Here is a 24,447-nt window from a genome sequence, read left to right on the forward strand (position 1 = left end):
TTGTTTGAAAATAGAAATAGTTTAGTCCCCTTCGTCTAGAGGCCTAGGACATCGCCCTTTCACGGCGGTAACAGGGGTTCGAATCCCCTAGGGGACGCCATGACTAAACTATGAAAAAATATTGATAAGTGCATTAAGGTGTACTGATGAATATAGCTCTTTAAAAATTAGGAACAAGCTGAAAGAAACGAGTTCTCGGATCTGCGGCATGCTGTATGGCATAGCTAAGGGTTTGAGGAAAGCGAAAAAAACTGAGACAACTAAGAGTTGTAAGGTTAAGAAATTAAGCGTACACGGTGGATGCCTAGGCAATCAGAGGCGATGAAGGACGTGTTAATCTGCGAAAAGCGACGGTGAGCCGATAAAAGGCGTAATAGCCGTTGATGTCCGAATGGGGAAACCCAGTGCACTTGTGCACTATCATTAACTGAATAAATAGGTTAATGAGGCAAACCGGGAGAACTGAAACATCTAAGTACCCCGAGGAAAAGAAATCAACCGAGATTCCCAAAGTAGCGGCGAGCGAAATGGGAGGAGCCCAAAGCGGGTAGCGTAATGAGTTAGTGGAACGGTCTGGAAGGTCCGATCATAGAGGGTGATAATCCCGTACACGAAAGCCATTGCGTGGAAGCTTGAAGAGTAGGGCGGGACACGTGGTATCCTGTCTGAATATGGGGGGACCATCCTCCAAGGCTAAATACTCCTGATTGACCGATAGTGAACTAGTACCGTGAGGGAAAGGCGAAAAGAACCCCGGCGAGGGGAGTGAAATAGAACCTGAAACCGTGTACGTACAAGCAGTGGGAGCATGTACTAGTATGTGTGACTGCGTACCTTTTGTATAATGGGTCAGCGACTTATATTCTGTAGCAAGGTTAACCGAATAGGGGAGCCGAAGGGAAACCGAGTCTTAACTGGGCGTTAAGTTGCAGGGTATAGACCCGAAACCCGGTGATCTAGCCATGGGCAGGTTGAAGGTTGGGTAACACTAACTGGAGGACCGAACCGACTAATGTTGAAAAATTAGCGGATGACTTGTGGCTGGGGGTGAAAGGCCAATCAAACCGGGAGATAGCTGGTTCTCCCCGAAAGCTATTTAGGTAGCGCCTCACGTATTACCATTGGGGGTAGAGCACTGTTTCGGCTAGGGGGTCATCCCGACTTACCAACCCGATGCAAACTCCGAATACCGATGAGTAGAGCGTGGGAGACACACGGCGGGTGCTAACGTCCGTCGTGAAGAGGGAAACAACCCAGACCGCCAGCTAAGGTCCCAAAGTCATAGTTAAGTGGGAAACGAAGTGGGAAGGCTTAGACAGCTAGGATGTTGGCTTAGAAGCAGCCATCATTTAAAGAAAGCGTAATAGCTCACTAGTCGAGTCGGCCTGCGCGGAAGATGTAACGGGGCTAAACTATGCACCGAAGCTGCGGCAATGTGTGAATAACATATTGGGTAGGGGAGCGTTCTGTAAGCCGTAGAAGGTGGATTGAGAAGTCTGCTGGAGGTATCAGAAGTGCGAATGCTGACATAAGTAACGATAATGCGGGTGAAAAACCCGCACGCCGGAAGACCAAGGGTTCCTGTCCAACGTTAATCGGGGCAGGGTGAGTCGACCCCTAAGGCGAGGCCGAAAGGCGTAGTCGATGGGAAACGGGTTAATATTCCCGTACTATGTGTGACTGCGATGGGGGGACGGAGAAGGCTAGGTTTACCATCTATTGGATGATGGGTTAAGCATGTAGGCGTGTGATTAGGCAAATCCGGTCACTAAGACGCTGAGGTGTGATGACGAGCAACTAAGGTTGTGAAGTAACTGATGCCCTGCTTCCAGGAAAAGCCTCTAAGCTTCAGGTCATATGTAATCGTACCCCAAACCGACACAGGTGGTCAGGTAGAGAATACTCAGGCGCTTGAGAGAACTCGGGTGAAGGAACTAGGCAAAATGGTGCCGTAACTTCGGGAGAAGGCACGCTGATGGTAATTGAAATCCCACGCGGACGTAGGTGAAGTCAGTCGAAGATACCAGCTGGCTGCAACTGTTTAATAAAAACACAGCACTCTGCAAACACGAAAGTGGACGTATAGGGTGTGACGCCTGCCCGGTGCTGGAAGGTTAATTGATGGGGTTAGCGTAAGCGAAGCTCTTGATCGAAGCCCCAGTAAACGGCGGCCGTAACTATAACGGTCCTAAGGTAGCGAAATTCCTTGTCGGGTAAGTTCCGACCTGCACGAATGGCGTAATGATGGCCAGGCTGTCTCCACCCGAGACTCAGTGAAATTGAAATCGCCGTGAAGATGCGGTGTACCCGTGGCAAGACGGAAAGACCCCGTGAACCTTTACTATAGCTTGACAGTGAACATTGAGCCTTAATGTGTAGGATAGGTGGGAGGCAATGAAGCGTGGACGCCAGTTCGCGTGGAGCCGACCTTGAAATACCACCCTTTAATGTTTGATGTTCTAACGTAGGTCCCTAATCGGGATTGCGGACACTGTCTGGTGGGTAGTTTGACTGGGGCGGTCTCCTCCCAAAGAGTAACGGAGGAGCACGAAGGTTAGCTAATCCTGGTCGGACATCAGGAGGTTAGTGCAATGGCATAAGCTAGCTTGACTGCGAGAGCGACGGTTCGAGCAGGTACGAAAGTAGGTCATAGTGATCCGGTGGTTCTGAATGGAAGGGCCATCGCTCAACGGATAAAAGGTACTCCGGGGATAACAGGCTGATACCGCCCAAGAGTTCATATCGACGGCGGTGTTTGGCACCTCGATGTCGGCTCATCACATCCTGGGGCTGAAGTAGGTCCCAAGGGTACGGCTGTTCGCCGTTTAAAGTGGTACGCGAGCTGGGTTTAGAACGTCGTGAGACAGTTCGGTCCCTATCTGCCATGGGCGCAGGAGAATTGACGGGGTTTGCTTCTAGTACGAGAGGACCGAAGTGAACGCACCGCTGGTGTTCGGGTTGTCATGCCAATGGCATTGCCCGGTAGCTACGTGCGGAATAGATAAGCGCTGAAAGCATCTAAGTGCGAAACTAGCCCGGAGATGAGTTCTCCCATGATGAGAATCAGTAAGGTCCGTTCGAGACTAGGACGTAGATAGGTTGGGTGTGTAAGTGCAGTGATGCATTGAGCTAACCAATACTAATGAACCGAGGTCTTAACCTTACAACTCTGAGTTGTTTTATGATTCGTGAAAGTTTTGAAGTAAGCTTGTTTTTAATGATTGAAGAGCAAACAGAATATGTCTGGCGGTAATAGCGCGGTGGTCCCACCTGACCCCATGCCGAACTCAGAAGTGAAACGCCGTAGCGCCGATGGTAGTGTGGGGTTCCCCCATGTGAGAGTAGGACACCGCCAGACTTTAATTAAAGTGATAAAGCCCAGTGAGATACTGGGCTTTGTTATATGCAGAGAAAAGATAAGATTAAACCCAGTCCAAAATGGGTTATGCGCAAGTGCTAATGATATAGCGAATAGTTGACGCAGTGATGACAGAATATGTCTGGCGACAATAGCGCGGTGGTCCCACCTGATCCCATGCCGAACTCAGCAGTGAAACGCCGTAGCGCCGATGGTAGTGTGGGGTCCCCCCATGTGAGAGTAGGACACCGCCAGACTGATAAATATCCAAACAGAGCCCAGTAAGATACTGGGCTTTGTTGTATGTGGATAAAATAAAGTGGCAGGGCTGTATGGGGAGAGGTTTACTGCATCGATATATATAACCTGTTGATTTATAGAGTTTTACTGCGGTTATAAAATCTTCATCTAACTTAATCTTTTATTGATATTGTCGTATTTAGGATATATTAGATTAACTAAGATTTGGTATATTAGAACAATAAGTAAAGTAAACGGCTTTATTTTGTCATTTTTGTTGATATTAAATGTTAATACTATAGTATATTGAGGGAAAACCTGTTTTACAGCCTTAAATCAGTATTAATTTTAACCAAAATTGCTTAAATATATTTAGCCATTTGCGGACTATTTTTACGATATTTGCGCTGAATTAATTATATATTACAGTTGAATCACGATAAATAATTGGGGATTTTGTTTTAATTATTATTATTTAATAATATTAATTACTTACATTAAATTATAAAGATTTAGTATCAAAAGATTTTTGGAAATCATTCTCATTGCTTAGTCTTATGTAATATTTTGGTAAATAAAACTGACATCGGTTTATTTATTGAGAATAATGTTTAAAACTCTCTAACTAACAAAGTAGATAATTATGGTAAATATTCTTTTAATTGATGATGATATAGAACTAGCCCAAATGTTGAGTGAGTATCTAATTAATGAAAACTTTAACATTAAAGTTGTACATACAGGTACAGAAGGTGTAAAAGAAGCATTATCTGGAAAGTATAAAGCAGCCATTTTGGATGTTATGTTACCCGATCTTAACGGTATTGATGTATTAAAACAAATTCGTCAGTCAAGTCATTTGCCTATTATAATGTTAACGGCAAAAGGTGATAATATTGACCGAGTGCTTGGTTTAGAATTGGGCGCTGATGATTATATGCCAAAGCCTTGTTATCCAAGAGAATTATTAGCAAGATTGCGTGCAGTGCTTAGACGTTTAGACGAGAGCCAGCCTACAATTATAACCGATACTAAAAAGTTCACATACAATGGCTTAACGCTTGATGTACCACAACGCATCTGTTTGTGGGATGACAAGACGATTGATCTTACCTCTACCGAATTTAATCTGTTACTTTTATTGATTAAACATAATGATCGCGTTGTCACAAAAGAAGAGCTATCAGAAGAAGGTTTAGGGCGTCCAAGAGAACTTTATGATCGAAGTGTTGACGTTCATATAAGTAATATACGTCAGAAACTTTATGTAACAACTGATGATTCTATTTCTATTGAAACAATTAGAGCTGTTGGCTATCGTATACGATAGCCTTACAGTTCATAATATTTAAAAATTAATTTATGAATAGACGGTTGTTTTGGAAAATCCTGATTATTTTCTGGATTATCTTTGTTATTGCATTTCAGACAACTTGGATCGCTTTTTCGTTTTATGTCGAAAATAACCGGTCTGAGTTTTCTTTCGTTCATATTCCAACCAAAGTGAATATGATCGCACAACTATTACATGTTTTCGGTAAAGATGATGCTGAGAAATTTGTTCAAAGCTTACCTGAAGTAGAGCAATCTTTTTTCCAAATTGTTTCGTTGGATGAATTTGAATCTCTACTAGATGGTACTGATCAAATGGTTGAGGTTTCTGATAGCGACAATGTGGTGACTTATCGAGAAATAGCTGTCGGTCCAGATGGTGTCTCTTACTTAGTTTCATTCACTAATTTTGAACAACCAACCGAAAATACCTCGTTATTCCATATGCCTATTCCATTAGTGTTAATGGGACTATTTGGCGGGTTATTATTCAGTTTATTTTTAGCCTGGAACTTAACCAGACCAATGAAGTTATTACAGAAAGGATTCTTTAGAGTTTCTCAGGGTGATCTTTCTGTACGACTGTTTTCTAAATTGAAACGTCGTCATGATGAATTGAGTGATTTGGCACGTGATTTTGATGCGATGGTTGAAAAACTTAATATTTTGATTACGGGCCGTCAGCAATTGCTTCATGATGTCTCGCATGAATTAAGAACCCCTTTAGCACGTTTACAATTAGCGATTGGTCTGGCGCAACAGAATAAGAAAAATATTGACGATTCTTTACAGCGCATTGAATTAGAATCACAGCGTTTAGATCGCTTAATTGGTGAGATTTTATCTTTTTCTCGTACTGAAGGTAGTAATGCTTTAGATGAGTATTTTGATTTGAAAGATTTAATCAAAGTTGTTATCGATGATGCTAATTATGAAGCAGAGCCGATGGGGATTGTGGTTAAAGCGGTGCTTTCACCAGTATCGAATTCAATCATTAAAGGGAATGCTGAGCAGATCAGGCGGGCAATTGAAAATATTATTCGCAATTCAATTCGTTTTTCCAAACCTGGTCAAGAAGTTGAAGTCTCTTTGCGCGAACTTGATAAGTACTTACAAATCAGCGTGAAGGATCAAGGTCCAGGTGTTGAAGAACATAAGTTATCGAGTATTTTTGAACCTTTTGTTCGTATCCAATCACCTCAATTAGGTAAAGGATATGGCTTAGGATTAGCGATTGTTCGTAAAATTATCCATGCCCATAATGGTACAATTAATGCCTCAAATATTGAGAATGGCGGCTTAAATGTCACCATTAAACTCCCTTTCTGGAAATAAATAAGCATGAATATGCTCTAATTTGACAGCTAGAGCATATTCATTTTTTTATACTTCTCTCTTCTAAAAATATCTATAGCCCGAATAGAGTGACTAGTAACAGTCTTGATTAACCACAAAAACATATTGTGAAATCAGTGTTTTTAATGGGATCTTCTCATGACCAATAAAGTTCAGCTTATCCATAACTAACTCCGGTTGTTTATCCATATATTGTTTATATTCGGCAATATATTGTTTAGCGATGGGTTGATAGGACCAATGCCACTCTTCAGGTTGATATCCACCCTGACGCCCGATGTTAAAAGACTGACAAAATCCATACTTAGGCATATTTTCTAATAGCCATGCGTAGAGAATTTTACCTTTTGGATTTTGATGGAAATAGCTTGATTCTACGCTGGTAATATCGACATCTGTTCCCCAATGGTGCCGCGATGTGCCTGGCATTGATGAATAGCGTAAGATCTCATTAGCGGTCTTGCTACTATCTTTCAACTTCGGATACAGCGTTTGCCACTTGCGTTGCCAAATACTACTCTGATAATCATAGTTACGGGTTGCACTGACAATCAAAAAAGGAATATCTGGATGTTCACTTTTAAAGGCTTGATAGGCTTGAATCAATTTTGCGACGACTTCTTTTTGTAGATACATACCCGGTTTATTGACAGGCAATACTGTCGAATCTAAGCGGATGTAATTGGGATGTTGTTTTTCATTGAACTGGCCGATTAACTCATTTAAAGGAATATGAGACGGCGCAGCGCAGGCGTAATTAGTTATCATAAAGGTTATCGCAATAAAAAGGTAAGATAAGGCTCTCATCGATCTGTATCCATAACAGGTTGGTGATTTTATTATAGCGAAAAAGTTAATCTTGAGTGAAATTTTCGTCATCGCTCGAAAATCATGACATACCTTATTTAATAAGATTGGCTAGTATTTATAAAAGCAGTATAATCAGCGCTCTTTATTAATGGCGCTGCCGCAATGTGTAATAACGAGGCTTTCATGACACAAGATATGCAAATTATTCAGCCTAAAGAGGCTGAAACTAATACCTTAGAAAAGATTAATTTATTGAACTTTACGCGTCCAGCCATGCGTGAGTTTTTTGCGACTTTAGGCGAAAAGCCTTTTCGCGCAGATCAAATCATGAAATGGATTTATCATTTTGGTTGTGATAATTTCGATGAAATGACGGACATCAATAAAAAATTACGTGAACGTCTAAAAGAGATTGTCGAAATTAAAGCGCCAGAAATCTCTGTTGAGCAGCGTTCTAAAGATGGCACCATCAAATGGGCATTTACAGTTGATGGTAATCAACAAATCGAATCGGTTTATATTCCTGAACGTGATAGAGCAACCTTATGCGTCTCTTCTCAGGTCGGTTGTGCGTTAGCCTGTCGTTTTTGTTCTACTGCACAACAAGGCTTTAATCGAAATTTACGTGTTTCAGAGATTATCGGTCAAATTTGGCGCGCAGCTAAGGTTTTAGGTAATACTGGTGTAACCGGGCAAAGACCGATTACTAACGTTGTTATGATGGGGATGGGCGAGCCCTTATTAAATGTTTCTAATGTCGTGCCTGCGATGGAGATCATGCTGGATGATTTTGGTTATGGATTATCAAAACGCCGGGTTACTTTATCTACTTCTGGTGTTGTCCCTGCGCTCGATAAGCTGACAGGAATGATTGATGTGGCATTGGCTATCTCTTTACATGCACCAAACGATCAAATTCGTAATCAGATTATGCCGATTAATGAAAAATATAATATTAAGATGCTGCTTGATTCGGTTAATCGTTATTTGGCTACCTCGAATGCGAACCATGGTAAGGTAACCATCGAGTATGTCTTACTTAATCAAGTTAATGATGGTGTAGAGCAGGCTAAAGAGCTTGCCCAGTTATTAAAAAATACACCGTGCAAAATTAATTTAATTCCTTGGAATCCCTTCCCGGGCGCACCTTATGATCGTAGTTCAAATACCCGTATCGATCGTTTCATGAAAACGTTGATGGAATATGGTTATACAGTTATTGTACGTAAAACACGTGGTGATGATATTGATGCGGCTTGTGGTCAACTGGCTGGCGATGTGCTCGATCGTACCAAACGTACTCAGGTTAAATCTGTATTCTCATTAGACCATAATATTGCGGTGCAAAATATCTGAGCATTATCGACGGTTTTAAAAAGTTAAAAGGAAGTGATATGCGCTATGAAAAATGCTTATTTCTTTTAATTTGCGCTGTTTTTCTATACGGATGCACTTCCTCTGAGGAAAGCTTCAATAAAAACCGTGCTGCTCAGGCAAGATTAAAGTTAGGACTTGCTTACCTGAATCAAATGTCCGCTAACCCTCAGTACCGTTCGTTAGCTTATCAAAATTTATCTTTAGCCCAGCAATACTCATCCCATGATCCTGAGGTATTATTAGGGATGGCGCTATTCCATCAACAGGTTGGTGAATATACGCAAGCCAAGACGTTTTATGATGTGTTAATGGGCCAAAACAAGATATTAGGTTCGACATTAATCTATTATGGGCGTTTTTTATGTGATATCGGTCAATATCAAGATGCACAAGATTATTTTCACCAAGCCGCTAATTTGCATCAGTATCAATGGAAAATAGAGGCGATTGAGCAGAGTGCTTATTGTGCATTGAATCAAGGTGAGCAAGTACTCGCAATGCAGCAGTTTTCCTTACTGTTTTCGCTGGTACCGACAAAACGGTATAGTGCAGATAAGATGCGACAGTACTATCAAAGTCAAAATCAGGTAGAACAAGTCAGATTATTAAATACAATATTAACAGAATAAATAGTCTTAAAAATAAAAAAATCAGGAAGTGAGCAATGGAAGTCTTATCTATTATATTAATTGCCTTCGCGATGTCGACGGATGCATTTGCTGTGTCGATTTGTAAAGGTGTTTCCATGAAAAATCCGACGCTTTATGATGCGATAAAAGTGGGATTACTATTTGGTATTATTGAAGCCATTACCCCGGTATTAGGGTGGGCGATTGGTTATATTGCTGTCGATTATATTGCACAATGGGATCATTGGATTATTTTACTTATTATGCTCTTCCTGGGTTCCCGAATGATTCGTAACGGCTTGAAAAATGAAGCGTGTTGTGAGCATGTCGAGTTTGTCAAAAAAGACTCTCTTTTTATCCTCATACTGACGGCGATCTCAACTAGTATCGATGCTTTTGCGGTCGGCATCAGTTTGGCATTAGCTAATGTGAATATTATTTTTGCCGCTATTTTGATTGGTTCGGTAACCTGTATGATGGTTATTTTAGGGATCTTTTTAGGCAAGAGAATCGGTGGTTTTATTGGTAAGCGCGCTGAAATTATGGGGGGTATAGTTTTAATACTCATTGGCGTATGGACAGTCATCAACCATGTGGTTGTTTAATCGTTAACGATATGCTGTTATTAAACTTGGCTATGTTAGTGAGCAAGTAGTGACATCGTCGGTTGAGCGTGGCCTGTTTATCACCAAGATAGATTGATTGTGATGCATCGAGATATTTGTGAATCTCTGATGAGGGTTAATTGCCGAATGATAAAATAGACGATTGATTCACAATTCTAAGTAAGTAATTACTCACAAAATAAAGCGCTGTCATGCGATGCACTCTTTTGTGGAGCGCTGTTTTTAGCTACGAATAATATGACCGGTGCGACTATCTCTAATTTGTGATGGTTGGCTGCCGCCGCCAAGATTACCGTGTAATATTGGGAAATTATGACCGAACTGTTGCCAGATTTCGGCTTCGGTTTTACAAGGCTCATATCCCGATAAATTAGCGCTGGTTGAGACAATTGGTTTACCATACTGGTAACAGAGCGATTTTACTAAAGGATGGGCGGTGACACGAACTGCAATTGAATGAAACTGACCAGTTAAAAAATAGGGCGTTTGCTGATTCTTTGGCATAATCCAGGTCACAGGCCCTGGCCATGAAGCAAAAATTTGCTCTTTTTGCTTGCAATCTAATTGGCTATCATCGATATAAGGTAGTAGTTGCTCATAATGGTCGGCAATTAAAATCAATCCTTTTTCGACAGATCGCTGTTTAATCTTTAATAATGCAGTCACTGCCTGTTCACTATCGGGATCGCAGCCCAAACCAAAAATAGATTCTGTTGGATAAGCAATCACCTGTTCATCTTTCAGACAATCGATAGTATCTTCAATTGATAATAGTCCGATCATAGTCATTTTTTGTTAGTTCTTATATGAGTTTAATTTGATTCAATCAGAGTGCTGTGGTACAACGGATATACCCACCCCTTACCGATTTTATCGCGCCAGCTAATTCTAAATCTAGTAACTTTATTGTCACGTCGGTGACCGATAATGAGAGTGATTGAGCAATAACATCTATCGGCATCGGTTTTTGTTGAATCATAGCGAATATCTCTGGATGGGGATAGTTTTTTTTATTTTCTTTTACGCTTAATATGTCTGTATTATTTGTCTGCGATAAGCCAGATTGTTTATTGATTAATCGATATAAACTAGAGTGATGTAGATGTACCAGGATATCCTCTGGGGTGGTAACCAAGTAAGCACCTTGCTGAATAAGTTGATGTGCACCGTGATAGTTTTCATCGCTGATATCGCCAGGTAAAGCAAAAACATCTCGATTCTGTTCAAGGGCGTATTTGGCGGTAATCAGTGAACCACTTTTTATCGAGGCTTCAACCACAAAGGTGGCTAAACTCAAGCCGCTAATAATTCGATTGCGACGTGGAAAGTGCATGGGCTTGGCTACTTCATCCGGTAAAAACTCAGAAATAATGGCGCCATGGTGATAAAGAATATCTTGTGCCAAACCAAAATGTGTTCTGGGAATAATATGATTCAGGCCACTACCCAATACCGCAATCGTCTTGCCTTTTACATCTAAAGCCCCCAAATGACAAAGTGCATCAATCCCTAAAGCGAGTCCGCTGGTTATTGTTAGTCCTTGTGTCGCTAATTGACCAGCAAAATAACGGGACCATTGTGCGCCGTAGTGGCTACAGTGGCGGCTACCGACCATGGCAATTTGTGGATAAGTGAGTAATGTTTGATTTCCTTTCACAAAGAGTAATAGTGGCGCACTATTAATTTGTTTAAGTAAAGGTGGATATCGTTTATCAAGATAGGTAATCAGATGATGATCAGATTTATCTAGCCAGTGAAGTGCGGACTTGATTTTTTGTCGATCTGCCTGCCAGAAAGCATCCTGCTGCTGTTGACTAAAACCTAATTCATGCAGCATCTCTTTAACATTAGTCTCTGTTTGGTCGCAAGCGTTAGGTATTAACTGTTTTATTTTTGATAGTTTTCGACCATTAATCATTGAAAATCGAATAAATAATTCATATATATTCATAACATCACTACTATTCTTATAATAGTTTATTTGCGCTGTTCATCAGAATAATAAGTGTCTACAATATATCAAAATATAAGATTTTATTTTTAGAGGTAGTTTAAAAAAATTATGGCTATTTTACCTGTATTACGATTACCGGACGAGCGATTAAGGACTAAAGCAAAATTAGTCACGCAAATTACACCTGAAATTCAGCAAGTGATTGATGATATGATAGAGACGATGTATGCCGAAGAAGGGATTGGATTAGCGGCGACACAAGTCGATTTTCATCACCGTGTTGTGGTTATTGATGTATCCGAAACTCGTGATCAGGCTTTGGTTATTATCAATCCTGAAGTTATTGAAAAATCCGGTGAAACGGGTATTGATGAAGGATGCCTCTCCATACCTGATACCAGTGCATTTGTACCCCGTGCAGAAAAAATCAAAATTAAAGCACTTGATCGTGACGGTCAATCTTATGAGATTGATGCGGATGGCTTACTGGCAATTTGTATTCAACATGAGATGGATCATTTAGACGGTAAATTATTTATCGATTATCTCTCACCGCTTAAACGCCAGCGTATTATGCAAAAACTAGAGAAACAGGCTCGTCTGGAGACCAGACAATAGATTTAAGTGATCACTGCTGATGATTTATTTTACATATGTACGTGTAAGATTAGCATCAGCGGTTTTTCCTGTCCTGTCTATCCTTGGCCAAAATAGACATCTTCTAAATAAAGTGTAGTGATTATCATCGGTATAACCATTATGCTTATCTAAGTTCTAAAGAAAAAATGACTCTTTTTAGATAAATTGATATATTTAATTCTGTATCCAGAAAATCATTGAGGAGCATATATGAGTCAGCTTTTTACACCGATTAAAATTGGTCGTCAGAGTTTAGACAATCGTCTAGTGATTCCACCGATGTGTCAGTATTCAGCGAAAGATGGATTGCCGACTGACTGGCATCTTATGCATTATGGTTCGTTGTCTCATTCGGGCGCGGGTTTAATGATTATGGAGGCCACCGCCATTTGTCCAGCAGGTCGTTTATCACCCTTTGATTTAGGTTTATGGAGTGATGATCATCAACTAGCGATGAAAAAATTACTCGATTCAATCCGGCAATATTCGCCGATGCCGATTGCGGTGCAGTTGGTACATGCCGGTCGCAAAGCCTCAATGAGTCAACCGTGGCAGAATTTTCACTATGTAAAACCGGCTGATGGAGGCTGGCAAACTGTTGCGCCTTCGGCTATTCCGGTAAATGATAATTATGGTACGCCTGTCGCGTTATCTAAAAACGAAATCCAAGCGATCATTACTCAATTTGCGCAGTCTGCTATTTATGCCGATAAAGCGGGTTTTGATATGATTGAAATTCACGCTGCACATGGCTATTTACTTCATCAATTTTTATCGCCAATAGCGAATCAGCGTACTGATGAGTATGGGGATAGTTTAGAGAATCGAATACGTATTGTTATTGAAGTTTATCAGGCGATTAGAGCCGTATTGCCAACGCATAAAGCGGTAGGTATTCGTATTTCAGCGACAGATTGGATTGAGCATGGTTGGGATTTATCCCAATCTTTGGTGTTATGTCAAAAGTTGGCTGCACTCGGATGCAGCTATATTCACGTTTCCTCTGGTGGATTATCAGATGCGCAGCAGATACCGGTTGGTCCAAATTATCAAGTTAATTTTGCCCAAGCGATTAAATCTCATATTGATATTCCGGTGATAGCGGTCGGATTAATCACTGAAGCCATTCAGGCTGAAGCCATAGTGAGCACAGGTCAGGCTGATATGGTCGCGGTTGGACGAGGTATGCTTTATAATCCACATTGGGGCTGGCAAGCTGCCGAAACATTACAGGCACAAGTGATTGCCCCGCCACAATATCTGTGCAGTACTCCCCATGGCGTAAAAAACTTATTTAAATAAGGTTCTATTCAGCTTACGCCATCATAGCGTAAGCTTGTTTTGCATATTATGGGGTATGCGATCGCTTACTGTTTTTTATAACAACTATTTTCGTGATTAACGACTGGTAATTGATATCAATTTGTGGTATAAATGCGCACTGCTTATAGCTGCAAGTTTTGATTTGTACTATCGGCAATTTTATTTTTAATAAACAACGTTATAACACACACATACTATCACTCTTTGCCGGGGTGCCTTTTGTTTACAAATAGGTCGGTTGAAGCGAGTATGTGGAGGCATAACCCCAATTTTAAATGAGGAAATCATGAGTATTACTGTATCTATGCGCGATATGCTGCAAGCTGGTGTTCACTTCGGTCACCAAACTCGTTACTGGAACCCAAAAATGAAACCGTTTATTTTCGGTGCTCGTAACAAGGTTCATATCATCAACTTGGAAAAAACAGTGCCAATGTTTAATGATGCATTAGCTGAATTAAATAAAATTGCAGCACGCCGTGGCAAAATTCTTTTCGTTGGTACTAAACGTGCAGCAAGCGAAAATATCAAACAAGCAGCTGAAAGCTGTGATCAGTTTTATGTTAATCACCGTTGGTTAGGTGGTATGTTGACTAACTGGAAAACAGTTCGTCAATCAATCAAGCGTTTGAAAGATTTAGAAAATCAAACTCAAGATGGTACTTTTGAAAAACTGACCAAAAAAGAAGTTTTGATGCGTACGCGTGAAATGGCTAAATTAGAAAATAGCCTTGGCGGTATCAAAAATATGGGCGGTTTACCTGACGCTATTTTTGTTATTGGCGCTGATCACGAGCATATCGCTATCAAAGAAGCAAATAACCTAGGTATTCCTGTATTTGCAATCGTTGATACAAACTCTAGTCCAGATGGTATCGATTACGTCATTCCTGGTAATGATGATGCGATTCGTGCAATTCAATTATATGCAACTGCAGTAGCACAAGCTATTCGTGCAGGACGCGAGCAAAATACAGCACCAGTTTCTGAAGAAACTTTCGTAGAATCTGCTGAATAATATCGATTAAAGGGTCAGTTTTCTGACCCTTCCTGAACAGAATAATTCTTTACAGTTTGTATAATGGGGTAATTCGTATACCCCCTCTACAGAGGATGATAAAATGGCTGAAGTAACTGCTGCAATGGTGAAAGAACTGCGCGAAAGAACTGGCGCAGGTATGATGGAATGTAAAAAAGCATTAGTTGAAGCGAATGGCGATATAGAGCTAGCTATCGATAATATGCGTAAATCAGGTCAAGCGAAAGCGGCTAAAAAAGCGGGCCGTGTTGCGGCTGAAGGTGTGATTGTCACTAAAATTGCAGATGGTAACAAATTTGGTGTTATTTTAGAAATCAACTGTGAAACTGACTTTGTTGCTAAAGACGAAAGTTTTCTTGCTTTCAGTAACGAAGTTGCTCAAGCTGCGTTAGATGATCGCATTACTGATGTGACTGTATTACAAGCACGTTTTGAAGAAAAACGCGCTCAGTTAGTCGCTAAAATCGGTGAAAATATTGGTATTCGTCGTGTTGCTGAAGTGTCTGGCGATATGGTTGGCGCATATCAACACGGTGCACGTATCGGTGTATTAGTTGCCGCTTCTGGTGCTGATGCAGACACAATTAAGCATGTTGCAATGCACATTGCAGCAAGCAAACCAGAATTCGTTAACCCTGAAGATGTATCTGCTGATGTTGTTGCGCACGAGCGTGAAATTCAGATCGATATTGCGATTCAGTCAGGTAAACCACGTGAAATCGCAGAGAAGATGATCGAAGGTCGTATGCGTAAATTTACTGGTGAGATCTCGCTTACTGGTCAAGCTTTTGTTATGGATCCAAGTAAAACTGTTGGTGATATATTAAAAGAGCGCAAAGCAACTGTCGCAACCTTTATCCGTTATGAAGTGGGTGAAGGCGTTGAGAAAGTTGAAGTAGATTTTGCTGCCGAAGTCGCGGCGATGTCTAAACAATCTTAATCCTAAGATTAAAAACCGCCGCTTAGGCGGTTTTGTTTATGTAAGGTTAGCTTTTATTCTTTCCGCATGATGTTTTTAGTCTATATCGCCGCGGAGCTATATAGATACTAGGAATATCACTCATATCGCGTAATAATGAAAGCTAATATCATCAAATGATAATTGATAGAATTGCAAGCTAGGACTCTATTATGATTACAAATTCTAAACCAATATATAAGCGCATTTTACTCAAGCTCAGCGGTGAAGCTTTGCAGGGTGATGAAGGCTTTGGTATTGATGCTACAGTCCTTGATCGTATGGCGCTTGAGATTAAAGAACTCATCGAGATGGGTATTCAGGTTGGTGTTGTAATCGGCGGTGGTAATTTATTCCGCGGTGCCGGACTTGCAAAAGCAGGGATGAATCGTGTTGTGGGCGACCATATGGGGATGCTGGCAACAGTGATGAATGGTCTTGCGATGCGCGATGCATTACATCGTGCTTATGTGAATGCGCGATTAATGTCAGCCATTCCATTAAATGGTGTTTGTGATGATTATAGTTGGACTGAGGCGATCAGTTTACTGCGTCACGGTAAAGTGGTGATTTTCTCTGCTGGTACCGGTAATCCATTCTTTACAACGGATTCAGCGGCTTGCTTGCGTGGTATTGAAATTGAAGCTGATATTGTGCTGAAAGCGACAAAAGTGGAAGGCGTGTATACTGCAGATCCAGAGAAAGATCCAAATGCCACTCGTTATGAAACTTTAACTTATGATAAAGTGCTCGATGATGAATTAAAGGTGATGGATTTAGCTGCTTTCACCTTAGCCAGAGACCATAATTTGCCTATTTGCGTGTTCAACATGAATAAGCCAGGGGCGTTACGCCGGGTAATTATGGGTGAAAAAGAAGGGACATTGATTAATCGTCACGTGTCGGTTAGTTAACATTTAAAGGTTGATATATGATTAATGAAATTCAAAAAGATGCTGAAACGCGCATGGAAAAAAGTTTGGAAGCTTTTCAGCAGCATATTTCAAAGATTCGTACCGGTCGTGCGTCTCCTAGCTTATTAGACGGCCTTCAGGTTCAATATTATGGCAGTGCAACCCCATTACGCCAAGTGGCTAATGTGGTCGTTGAAGACTCAAGAACACTGGCGATCAGTGTATTTGATAAATCACTGATCCAAGCGGTTGAAAAAGCAATTTTAACTTCAGATTTAGGCTTAAATCCGTCTTCAGCGGGAACCATCATTCGCGTACCGCTTCCACCATTAACGGAAGAGCGTCGTCGTGATTTAACTAAAATTGTTAGAAATGAAGCGGAACAGGGTCGTGTTTCAATTCGAAATATCCGTCGTGATGCGAATGATCAGATAAAAGCTTTATTGAAAGATAAAGAAATTTCAGAAGATGATGAGCGTAAAGCGCAAGATGTTACGCAAAAACTGACTGATAATATGATTAAAAAATTAGATATTGCATTAGCTGATAAAGAAAAAGAGCTAATGGCATTCTAAGATAAATAAAAAATCCGGTTTATACCGGATTTTTTTATGACTATTCACTTCTCCTTTTATCTCCACCACCAAAATCAACTTCATTTTTTACCAGTTTATCTTGAATCCTGTTTACATTGCTGTTTAGCTTAGCGTAATATTTGCGGGTCAATTAAGATGAGTGAACAATATAATGGAAAAAATCGCAATTTTAGGCTCTACTGGCTCGATAGGTTGTAGTACGTTATCGGTGATTCGACATAATCCTACCCGTTTTCAAGCTTATGTGCTGGTGGGTGGTTATAATTATAAAAAAATGTTTGAGCAGTGTGTTGAGTTTAAACCCACTTATGTTGCGATGGCAGATGCCGCTTCAGCTAATCAGTTAAAAGCGCTACTAGATGCGCATCACTTAAAAATCAACGTTACCAGCGGCCAGCAAGCCAGTTGTGATTTAGTCAGTTTACCGGAAGTCTCTCAGGTGATGGCGGCGATTGTCGGTGCAGCAGGGCTCATCCCAACTTTAGCGGCAATCAAACAAGGTAAACGTATTTTATTGGCGAATAAAGAGGCGTTAGTCACCTGTGGTCATCTATTTATGCAAGCGGTCAAAACCTATAATGCACAACTATTACCGGTTGATAGTGAGCATAATGCCATTTATCAAAGTTTACCGATTGCTGCTCAGCAAGATTTAGGTTTCGCAAATTTAGCTGAACAAGGTATTACCAAAATTATTCTGACTGGTTCGGGAGGTCCTTTTCGCGATAAGCCGATCAGCGAGCTGGGTGATGTATCGCCGCAGCAGGCGATTGCACATCCTAATTGGTCAATGGGGCGTAAAATTTCTGTTGATTCGGCAACAATGATGAATAAAGGTCTTGAGTATATTGAAGCGAGATGGTTATTTAATGCCTGTGCCGCTGAAATGGAGATTATCATTCATCCCCAATCGATTATTCACTCCATGGTGCGCTATGAAGATGGTTCAGTTATTGCTCAATTGGGCAATCCGGACATGTGTACGCCGATAGCTTATGCGATGGCTTATCCGGCTCGAATTGTATCCGGTGTTGCCCCATTAGATTTTTATCAGTTATCCGGTTTGACATTTAAACAGCCAGATTTTGCACGTTATCCTTGCTTAAAACTAGCTATTGCGGCTTCTCAAGCAGGACAAAGTGCGACAACCATTTTAAATGCCGCGAATGAGATAGCGGTGGAGGCATTTCTTAATGGACAAGTTGGTTTTATGGATATTGCTGAAATCGTAGAAAATGCACTGAATAGTCTAAGTCCTTCAGCGCCTCGTTGTGTGGAAGAGGTATTAGATATTGATGCAGCTGCTCGTGAAAAAACAGTAGATATAATAAAAAAATCCTATTTTTAATATATCTAAAAGAACAAACCTATCAGTGCCGATAGGTTTATCGACATCCCTGTCAATAAATTCTTATTAATCACATTAAATTGTGATTTTCTATTTATTTTATTTCCTTTGACAGTATTTTAACACATTTTCACGTAAAAATACCAGTTTATTTTTAATAAAATAATAATATTTATCTAAATTTTGTAACATTTTGTTTTTTATTGATAAATAAAACCGTTTTTTTTTGGTTAACCTTTTTTTAAAGATAACTTTTTGTAAATTTTTTGTAACGATATTACGCTATCTGTTGGATTGCAGCCTATTGCAGCCATTGTTGCGTAACCGGCATTCATAGTCGTATCATAATGAACTTTGTACTGTATAGCGCTTCGACGAAGCGTTTTGGACGACTCAATTGCCGCTCTGCCTGATGTGGTATTGAGAATATAACTATATTCTTTATTTTTGATATGATCATGAATATTAGGTCGACCTTCGGTCTCTTTTTTGACAACCTGACAAGGTAAACCGGCTGAGATTAAAGCCGCTGCTGTGCCAACAGTTGCATCAATACTAAAGCCATATTCGAGTAATTGTTTAGCGACCGCGATGATCCCTTTTTTATCTTGTTCTCTGACTGATAGCAAGGCTTTTCCTTGCTTTTTCATGTTGGATAAGCTGCCAAGCTGGGCCTTGGCAAAAGCTTCAGCAAAGGTTCGCCCAATACCCATCACTTCCCCGGTTGAACGCATTTCAGGCCCTAGGATTGGATCAACACCACTGAATTTATTGAAGGGCAGCACCACTTCTTTAACTGAGTAATAGGGCGGAATAATTTCGTTGAAAATACCCTGTTTATTGAGTGATTGACCGGCCATGATACGTGCGCCAATTTTCGCTAAGGGTAAGCTGGTGGCTTTTGAGACAAAAGGTACTGTTCGAGCTGCTCTGGGATTAACTTCAATTAAATAAATCTCACTATTTTTTATCGCAAACTGTGCATTCATCAAACCTTTTACATTAAGCTCTAAAGCTAATTGTTTGGCTTGCTCACGTAATTTATCCTGAATTGCTTGACTGAGAGAATAAGCGGGCAACGAACAGGCTGAGTCGCCGGAATGAACACCCGCTTGCTCAATATGTTCCATAATGCCACCAATCACCACCGTATGGCCGTCACTCATCACATCAATATCGACTTCTGTTGCATCGTCAAGAAAATGGTCGAGCAGCACCGGGGCATTGTTGGATTCGCTGATCGCAGTTTTAAAATAGCGTCTGAGATCCTGTTCATCATACACAATTTCCATGGCTCGACCACCCAGGACATAGGAAGGCCGCACAACTAGCGGATAACCAATTTTTTCTGCAGTGATTATTGCTTGCGCCAAATCGGTTACCGTGCCATTGACTGGTTGTAGTAGATTCAGTTTATCGACCACTGCCTGAAAACGCTGTCTATCCTCAGCTCGATCAATCGCATCGGGCGACGTGCCGATAATCGGGACGCCGGCTTGCGCTAATGCTCTGGCGAGTTTTAGTGGTGTTTGTCCACCATACTGCACAATGACGCCGGTGGGTTTTTCTATTCGCACAATCTCTAAGACATCTTCAAAGGTGACCGGTTCGAAGTAGAGGCGATCTGAGGTATCGTAATCCGTCGATACCGTTTCCGGATTACAGTTGACCATAATCGTTTCAAATCCGTCTTCGCGTAGCGCTAGTGCGGCATGAACACAACAATAGTCAAACTCAATACCTTGGCCTATTCGATTGGGTCCACCCCCTAAAATCATAATCTTATTTTTAGCAAATTGTGGATCAGCTTCACACTCCTCTTCATAGGTTGAATAGAGGTAAGCGGTATGGGTAGCAAACTCGGCTGCACAAGTATCTACCCGCTTATACACTGGATATAGATTAAATCGCTGACGTTTCTGGCGAATATCCGCTTCTTGGACGTGAAGTAATTTGGCCAATCTGGCATCAGAGAAACCTTTACGTTTAAGCTGCCTGAGTAACGTAATATCGATTTTTTCTATAGATGTTTGGCTCACGCTGAGCTCAAATTTGATCAGTTGCTGAATTTGAATTAAGAACCAGCGATCAATATGGGTTAACTGGAAAACTTCATCGAGTGTAAATCCAGCCCGAAATGCATCGGCGATATACCAAATACGTTCGCTGCCCGCTTCCTGAAGTTCGCGACGAAGGATAGATAGTACCGCTGCATCGGTATAATTATCAATTTTAGGGTCAAACCCCGTCACACCAACTTCAAGCCCGCGTAGTGCCTTTTGTAATGACTCTTGAAATGTTCGACCAATAGCCATCACTTCGCCAACTGATTTCATCTGTGTGGTTAAACGATCACTGCAACCAGCAAACTTTTCAAAATTAAAACGGGGAATCTTAGTGACGACGTAGTCTAATGCCGGTTCAAAAGAGGCTGGGGTTTTATTGCCGGTAATCTCATTGGCGAGTTCATCTAGCGTATAACCAATCGCCAGTTTAGCGGCAATTTTCGCGATCGGAAAACCGGTTGCTTTCGAGGCCAGCGCGGAGGAGCGCGAGACCCGCGGATTCATCTCAATCACAATCAGATAACCATTTGCCGGATTGACGGCGAATTGAACATTTGCACCACCTGTTTCGACACCAATTTCACGTAAAACGGCCACAGACGCATTTCGCATCATCTGATACTCTTTATCAGTTAAGGTTTGAGCGGGCGCGACGGTGATAGAGTCACCAGTATGAATACCCATCGCATCAAAATTTTCGATAGAACAGACAATGATGCAATTATCTTTTTTATCGCGTACCACCTCCATTTCGTACTCTTTCCAGCCAATCAGCGATTCGTCGATTAATAATTCATTGGTCGGCGATAAATCTAAACCATGGGTACAGATTGACTCGAACTCTTCTTGATTGTAGGCAATGCCACCGCCACTACCACCCATGGTAAAAGAGGGACGAATAATACACGGAAAGCCGACCTGCGCTAATACCTGATAAGCTTCGGTTAAGGTATGGGCAATGCCTGAGCGGGCAGTATTCAGGCCAATTGCCTTCATGGCCTTATCAAAGCGTGCTCTATCTTCCGCTTTATCGATAGCGTCTGCAGTCGCGCCAATCATTTCAACATTAAATTGGGCTAATATACCCTGTTTTTCTAGTTCTAAAGCACAGTTAAGCGCGGTTTGGCCTCCCATTGTGGGTAAAAGCGCATCAGGTCTCTCAACCTCGATAATCTTCGCCACCGTTGTCCAGTGAATCGGCTCAATATAAGTTGCATCAGCCATATCCGGATCGGTCATGATAGTCGCGGGATTGGAGTTCACCAGTATTACCCGATAGCCCTCTTCGCGTAGTGCTTTACAAGCTTGCGCACCGGAGTAATCAAATTCACACGCTTGACCTATCACAATCGGACCGGCACCAATAATCAGGATACTTTGAATATCAGTTCTTTTTGTCATTAGTGTGTACTCCCATAATCCATATTTTGCTTATTGATTTGCATCAGTTCGATAAAGTGGTCAAAGAGGATAGAGGCATCATGTGGGCCAGGGCTGGCTTCTGGATGACCCTGAAAACTGAATGCGGGTTTATGATTATGGTGTATACCTTGTAATGAACCATCAAACAGGGATTGATGAGTTACTCGCAAATCAGCGGGTAACGAGTCTTGGTCAACCGCAAAACCATGATTTTGCGCTGTAATCATGACACGATTATTGGCAATATCTTTAACCGGATGATTACCACCGTGATGACCAAATTTCATTTTAATCGTTTGTGCACCACATGCTAAGGCCAATAGTTGATGGCCTAAACAGATACCAAATAGCGGAATGGCTTTTTTGAGAAAGGTCTCAATCGCTTTAATCGCGTATGTGCATGGGGCTGGATCGCCAGGTCCATTCGAGAGAAAAATCCCATCTGGATTTAATGCTAAGACGGTTTCTGCGGTTGTTGTCGCGGGAACGACGGTGATTTTACAGCCTCGGTCACTCAGCATACGTAAAATATTTTTTTTGATACCAAAGTCATAAGCGACAATATGAAAAGGTAGTTCGCTATCGGGTTTTGGTGCGGGTTTTTCATTACAGATTGTCCAGCTACCGGTACGCCAAATATAGCTATCGGCACAGGTGACGACTTGGGCTAGATCTACGCCATTTAAGCCTGAAAATGCAGCCGCTTTTCGCTGTACTTGAGTGATTTGATATCGAAGTTCATCTTGTGTCTCACCGGTGATGATGCAGCCATGCTGCGCCCCTTTTTCTCTTAAAATACGCGTTAATTTTCGGGTATCAATATCGGCTATGGCAATAATATCATGCTGTTTTAAATAATCACTGAGGGATTTTTCACTGCGATAATTACTGGCGATTAAAGGCAGATCACGAATAATCAGACCTGCAGCGTATACATTATCTGACTCTTCGTCGCTGGAATTGGTACCAACATTACCGATATGTGGATAAGTTAATGTGACCATTTGCTGAGAATAAGAGGGATCTGTCAGAATCTCTTGATAGCCGGTCATCGAGGTATTAAAAACCACTTCTCCAACCGTTTGGCCATTTGCACCAATCGATTGTCCTAAAAAAGATGTACCATCTTCTAATACTAGTAGCGCGTATGCGTGAGACATAAATAATATAACCTCGACCATTCATCAATATTGCATTTAATGAATATTAATTCATTTTAGTTGAATTATTATAGTTATTGTTCCTGTTTTTTGTCACGTTGTTTTTAGTAAATTTATTATTTTTTGTCTAATTTTTTAGATTATATGTTGAAGATAGTATTTTGTTAGAGATAGATGAAAGGATGGCTTGTTTTTGCATATTTATTCAAATAAAATGATTCAATCACGATTCATTCTCCGGGGTATTTATTATGTATGGTTTCTATCAACGTCATTTTTTGCGCTTACTAGATTTCACACCACAAGAGATTCGCCAGCTACTCACGTTATCGCTTGATTTGAAAAAAGCGAAACAGCAACAAATTGAAAAACCGCAACTCAAAGGTAAAAATATTGTGCTGATTTTTGAGAAAGATTCTACACGAACTCGCTGTGCTTTTGAGGTCGCTGCCTTTGATCAGGGGGCGCATGTCACCTATTTAGGGCCAAATGGAAGCCAGATTGGTCATAAAGAGTCTATCGCGGATACCGCTCGGGTATTAGGGCGTATGTATGATGGCATTGAGTATCGTGGTTATGGTCAAACAATTGTCGAGACGTTGGCTAAGCATGCAGGTGTGCCGGTTTGGAATGGTCTCACTGACGAAGCGCATCCGACACAAATCTTAGCGGATTTTATGACAATGCAAGAACATATCGGCGATCGTCCACTACATTCTGTTAAATTTGCTTATCTGGGTGATGCACGAAATAATATGGGTAACTCTTTGATGGAAGGGGCTGCCATGATGGGGATGGATATTCGTTTAGTGGCACCCAAGTCTTGCTGGCCAGCGCCAGATTTAGTTCGGCAGTGTCAACAAATAGCAGCAAAAACCGGTGGCGTCATCACCTTGACTGAAGATATTGCGACAGGCGTGAATGCGGTTGATTTTCTTTATACTGATGTTTGGGTTTCGATGGGAGAACCTAAAGCGGTGTGGGATGAGCGGGTTAAACTGCTTAAGCCTTACCAAGTTAATCAGCAGGTAATTGAGCTGACTCATAATCCTCAGGTTAAGTTCATGCACTGTTTACCGGCATTTCATGATATGAATACGGTGGTAGGTAAACAGCTGGCTGAGCAGTATGGCTTAACACAGGGAATTGAAGTGACCAATGACGTTTTTGAATCGACACAGAGTATTGTTTTCGGTGAAGCCGAAAATCGACTGCACACCATTAAAGCTGTGATGGTGGCGACATTAGTAAAGGATTAAATACATACTTTACCTGAAATAAAAAAAGCGCAGATTGACTG

Annotated in this window: 18 protein-coding genes, 1 tRNA gene and 3 rRNA genes; 17 read left to right on the forward strand and 5 right to left on the reverse strand. The window is 41.2% G+C overall.

Features of this window, described 5'->3' with window-relative positions:
* Nucleotides 1-24 precede the first annotated feature (24 nt).
* The 6 genes from RHO15_01290 (at nt 25) to RHO15_01315 (ending at nt 6,265) form a co-directional block, all read left to right on the forward strand.
* Nucleotides 25-100, forward strand: a tRNA-Glu gene (locus tag RHO15_01290).
* Between the two features lie 173 nt (nt 101-273).
* A 23S ribosomal RNA gene (locus RHO15_01295) occupies nt 274-3,163 on the forward strand.
* 79 nt (nt 3,164-3,242) lie between these two features.
* Nucleotides 3,243-3,358, forward strand: a 5S ribosomal RNA gene (gene rrf / locus RHO15_01300).
* A gap of 141 nt (nt 3,359-3,499) precedes the next feature.
* A 5S ribosomal RNA gene (gene rrf / locus RHO15_01305) occupies nt 3,500-3,615 on the forward strand.
* A 626-nt stretch (nt 3,616-4,241) separates the two neighbouring features.
* On the forward strand, nt 4,242-4,928 hold the full coding sequence (locus RHO15_01310) for a response regulator transcription factor (GenBank protein WVD64176.1): 687 nt from the start codon (nt 4,242-4,244) through the stop codon (nt 4,926-4,928).
* Between the two features lie 44 nt (nt 4,929-4,972).
* Nucleotides 4,973-6,265 carry an ATP-binding protein gene (locus RHO15_01315; protein WVD64177.1) on the forward strand — a complete coding sequence of 431 codons (1,293 nt, stop codon included), beginning with the start codon at nt 4,973-4,975 and terminating at the stop codon, nt 6,263-6,265.
* A gap of 93 nt (nt 6,266-6,358) precedes the next feature.
* Here the strand turns inward: RHO15_01315 and RHO15_01320 are convergent, their stop codons facing one another.
* Nucleotides 6,359-7,054, reverse strand: a complete 696-nt coding sequence (locus tag RHO15_01320) for a M15 family metallopeptidase (GenBank protein WVD64178.1) — start codon at nt 7,052-7,054, stop codon at nt 6,359-6,361.
* A gap of 225 nt (nt 7,055-7,279) precedes the next feature.
* On the opposite strand from RHO15_01320, the gene RHO15_01325 reads away from it, so the two are divergent.
* The 3 genes from RHO15_01325 (at nt 7,280) to RHO15_01335 (ending at nt 9,707) form a co-directional block, all read left to right on the forward strand.
* Nucleotides 7,280-8,452: a bifunctional tRNA (adenosine(37)-C2)-methyltransferase TrmG/ribosomal RNA large subunit methyltransferase RlmN gene (locus RHO15_01325; protein WVD64179.1), complete on the forward strand. Its 1,173-nt coding sequence runs from the start codon at nt 7,280-7,282 to the stop codon at nt 8,450-8,452.
* 173 nt (nt 8,453-8,625) lie between these two features.
* The gene (locus RHO15_01330) at nt 8,626-9,102 is read left to right on the forward strand and encodes a hypothetical protein (protein WVD64180.1); all 477 of its coding nucleotides are present in this window, start codon (nt 8,626-8,628) and stop codon (nt 9,100-9,102) included.
* Nucleotides 9,103-9,137: 35 nt separating this feature from the next.
* Nucleotides 9,138-9,707: a manganese efflux pump MntP family protein gene (locus RHO15_01335; GenBank protein ID WVD64181.1), complete on the forward strand. Its 570-nt coding sequence runs from the start codon at nt 9,138-9,140 to the stop codon at nt 9,705-9,707.
* 243 nt (nt 9,708-9,950) lie between these two features.
* Here the strand turns inward: RHO15_01335 and RHO15_01340 are convergent, their stop codons facing one another.
* Together RHO15_01340 and dprA are read right to left on the reverse strand one after the other, a co-directional pair.
* On the reverse strand, nt 9,951-10,511 hold the full coding sequence (locus RHO15_01340) for a Sua5/YciO/YrdC/YwlC family protein (protein ID WVD64182.1): 561 nt from the start codon (nt 10,509-10,511) through the stop codon (nt 9,951-9,953).
* Between the two features lie 43 nt (nt 10,512-10,554).
* Nucleotides 10,555-11,679: a DNA-processing protein DprA gene (gene dprA, locus RHO15_01345; GenBank protein ID WVD64183.1), complete on the reverse strand. Its 1,125-nt coding sequence runs from the start codon at nt 11,677-11,679 to the stop codon at nt 10,555-10,557.
* Between the two features lie 111 nt (nt 11,680-11,790).
* On the opposite strand from dprA, the gene def reads away from it, so the two are divergent.
* The 7 genes from def to ispC all read left to right on the forward strand — a co-directional run bounded on the left by def (nt 11,791) and on the right by ispC (nt 18,499).
* The gene (def, locus tag RHO15_01350) at nt 11,791-12,300 is read left to right on the forward strand and encodes a peptide deformylase (GenBank protein ID WVD64184.1); all 510 of its coding nucleotides are present in this window, start codon (nt 11,791-11,793) and stop codon (nt 12,298-12,300) included.
* 231 nt (nt 12,301-12,531) lie between these two features.
* On the forward strand, nt 12,532-13,623 hold the full coding sequence (locus RHO15_01355; GenBank protein WVD64185.1) for an NADH:flavin oxidoreductase/NADH oxidase: 1,092 nt from the start codon (nt 12,532-12,534) through the stop codon (nt 13,621-13,623).
* 307 nt (nt 13,624-13,930) lie between these two features.
* On the forward strand, nt 13,931-14,662 hold the full coding sequence (gene rpsB / locus RHO15_01360; protein WVD64186.1) for a 30S ribosomal protein S2: 732 nt from the start codon (nt 13,931-13,933) through the stop codon (nt 14,660-14,662).
* A 103-nt stretch (nt 14,663-14,765) separates the two neighbouring features.
* Nucleotides 14,766-15,623, forward strand: a complete 858-nt coding sequence (gene tsf, locus RHO15_01365; GenBank protein WVD64187.1) for a translation elongation factor Ts — start codon at nt 14,766-14,768, stop codon at nt 15,621-15,623.
* Nucleotides 15,624-15,814: 191 nt separating this feature from the next.
* A complete protein-coding gene (gene pyrH, locus RHO15_01370) occupies nt 15,815-16,555 on the forward strand; it encodes a UMP kinase (protein WVD64188.1) in 741 nt (246 codons plus the stop codon).
* A 17-nt stretch (nt 16,556-16,572) separates the two neighbouring features.
* Entirely contained in the window at nt 16,573-17,130 is a 558-nt protein-coding gene (gene frr / locus RHO15_01375; GenBank protein WVD64189.1) for a ribosome recycling factor, read from the forward strand.
* 172 nt (nt 17,131-17,302) lie between these two features.
* Entirely contained in the window at nt 17,303-18,499 is a 1,197-nt protein-coding gene (ispC, locus tag RHO15_01380; protein WVD64190.1) for a 1-deoxy-D-xylulose-5-phosphate reductoisomerase, read from the forward strand.
* 230 nt (nt 18,500-18,729) lie between these two features.
* Here the strand turns inward: ispC and carB are convergent, their stop codons facing one another.
* Together carB and carA are read right to left on the reverse strand one after the other, a co-directional pair.
* Nucleotides 18,730-21,966: a carbamoyl-phosphate synthase large subunit gene (gene carB, locus RHO15_01385; protein ID WVD64191.1), complete on the reverse strand. Its 3,237-nt coding sequence runs from the start codon at nt 21,964-21,966 to the stop codon at nt 18,730-18,732.
* Nucleotides 21,966-23,147, reverse strand: coding sequence for a glutamine-hydrolyzing carbamoyl-phosphate synthase small subunit (gene carA, locus RHO15_01390; GenBank protein WVD64192.1), 1,182 nt, complete (start codon nt 23,145-23,147; stop codon nt 21,966-21,968). The genes carB and carA overlap by 1 nt, the downstream gene beginning before the upstream one ends.
* A 251-nt stretch (nt 23,148-23,398) precedes the next feature.
* On the opposite strand from carA, the gene argF reads away from it, so the two are divergent.
* Nucleotides 23,399-24,406, forward strand: a complete 1,008-nt coding sequence (gene argF / locus RHO15_01395) for an ornithine carbamoyltransferase (protein WVD64193.1) — start codon at nt 23,399-23,401, stop codon at nt 24,404-24,406.
* Nucleotides 24,407-24,447 lie beyond the last annotated feature (41 nt).

Source organism: Orbaceae bacterium lpD01 (assembly GCA_036251705.1).
GTDB classification, from domain to species: Bacteria; Pseudomonadota; Gammaproteobacteria; order Enterobacterales; family Orbaceae; genus Utexia; species Utexia brackfieldae.

Coding starts and splice junctions, on each gene's coding strand:
- dprA (WVD64183.1), bottom strand. CDS start 11,679: ATGAATATATATGAATTATTTATTCGATTTTCAATGATTAATGGTCGA.
- RHO15_01325 (WVD64179.1), top strand. CDS start 7,280: ATGACACAAGATATGCAAATTATTCAGCCTAAAGAGGCTGAAACTAAT.
- RHO15_01340 (WVD64182.1), bottom strand. CDS start 10,511: ATGATCGGACTATTATCAATTGAAGATACTATCGATTGTCTGAAAGAT.
- carA (WVD64192.1), bottom strand. CDS start 23,147: ATGTCTCACGCATACGCGCTACTAGTATTAGAAGATGGTACATCTTTT.
- RHO15_01310 (WVD64176.1), top strand. CDS start 4,242: ATGGTAAATATTCTTTTAATTGATGATGATATAGAACTAGCCCAAATG.
- argF (WVD64193.1), top strand. CDS start 23,399: ATGTATGGTTTCTATCAACGTCATTTTTTGCGCTTACTAGATTTCACA.
- RHO15_01355 (WVD64185.1), top strand. CDS start 12,532: ATGAGTCAGCTTTTTACACCGATTAAAATTGGTCGTCAGAGTTTAGAC.
- RHO15_01335 (WVD64181.1), top strand. CDS start 9,138: ATGGAAGTCTTATCTATTATATTAATTGCCTTCGCGATGTCGACGGAT.
- ispC (WVD64190.1), top strand. CDS start 17,303: ATGGAAAAAATCGCAATTTTAGGCTCTACTGGCTCGATAGGTTGTAGT.
- RHO15_01320 (WVD64178.1), bottom strand. CDS start 7,054: ATGATAACTAATTACGCCTGCGCTGCGCCGTCTCATATTCCTTTAAAT.
- def (WVD64184.1), top strand. CDS start 11,791: ATGGCTATTTTACCTGTATTACGATTACCGGACGAGCGATTAAGGACT.
- tsf (WVD64187.1), top strand. CDS start 14,766: ATGGCTGAAGTAACTGCTGCAATGGTGAAAGAACTGCGCGAAAGAACT.
- RHO15_01330 (WVD64180.1), top strand. CDS start 8,626: ATGTCCGCTAACCCTCAGTACCGTTCGTTAGCTTATCAAAATTTATCT.
- carB (WVD64191.1), bottom strand. CDS start 21,966: ATGACAAAAAGAACTGATATTCAAAGTATCCTGATTATTGGTGCCGGT.
- pyrH (WVD64188.1), top strand. CDS start 15,815: ATGATTACAAATTCTAAACCAATATATAAGCGCATTTTACTCAAGCTC.
- rpsB (WVD64186.1), top strand. CDS start 13,931: ATGAGTATTACTGTATCTATGCGCGATATGCTGCAAGCTGGTGTTCAC.
- frr (WVD64189.1), top strand. CDS start 16,573: ATGATTAATGAAATTCAAAAAGATGCTGAAACGCGCATGGAAAAAAGT.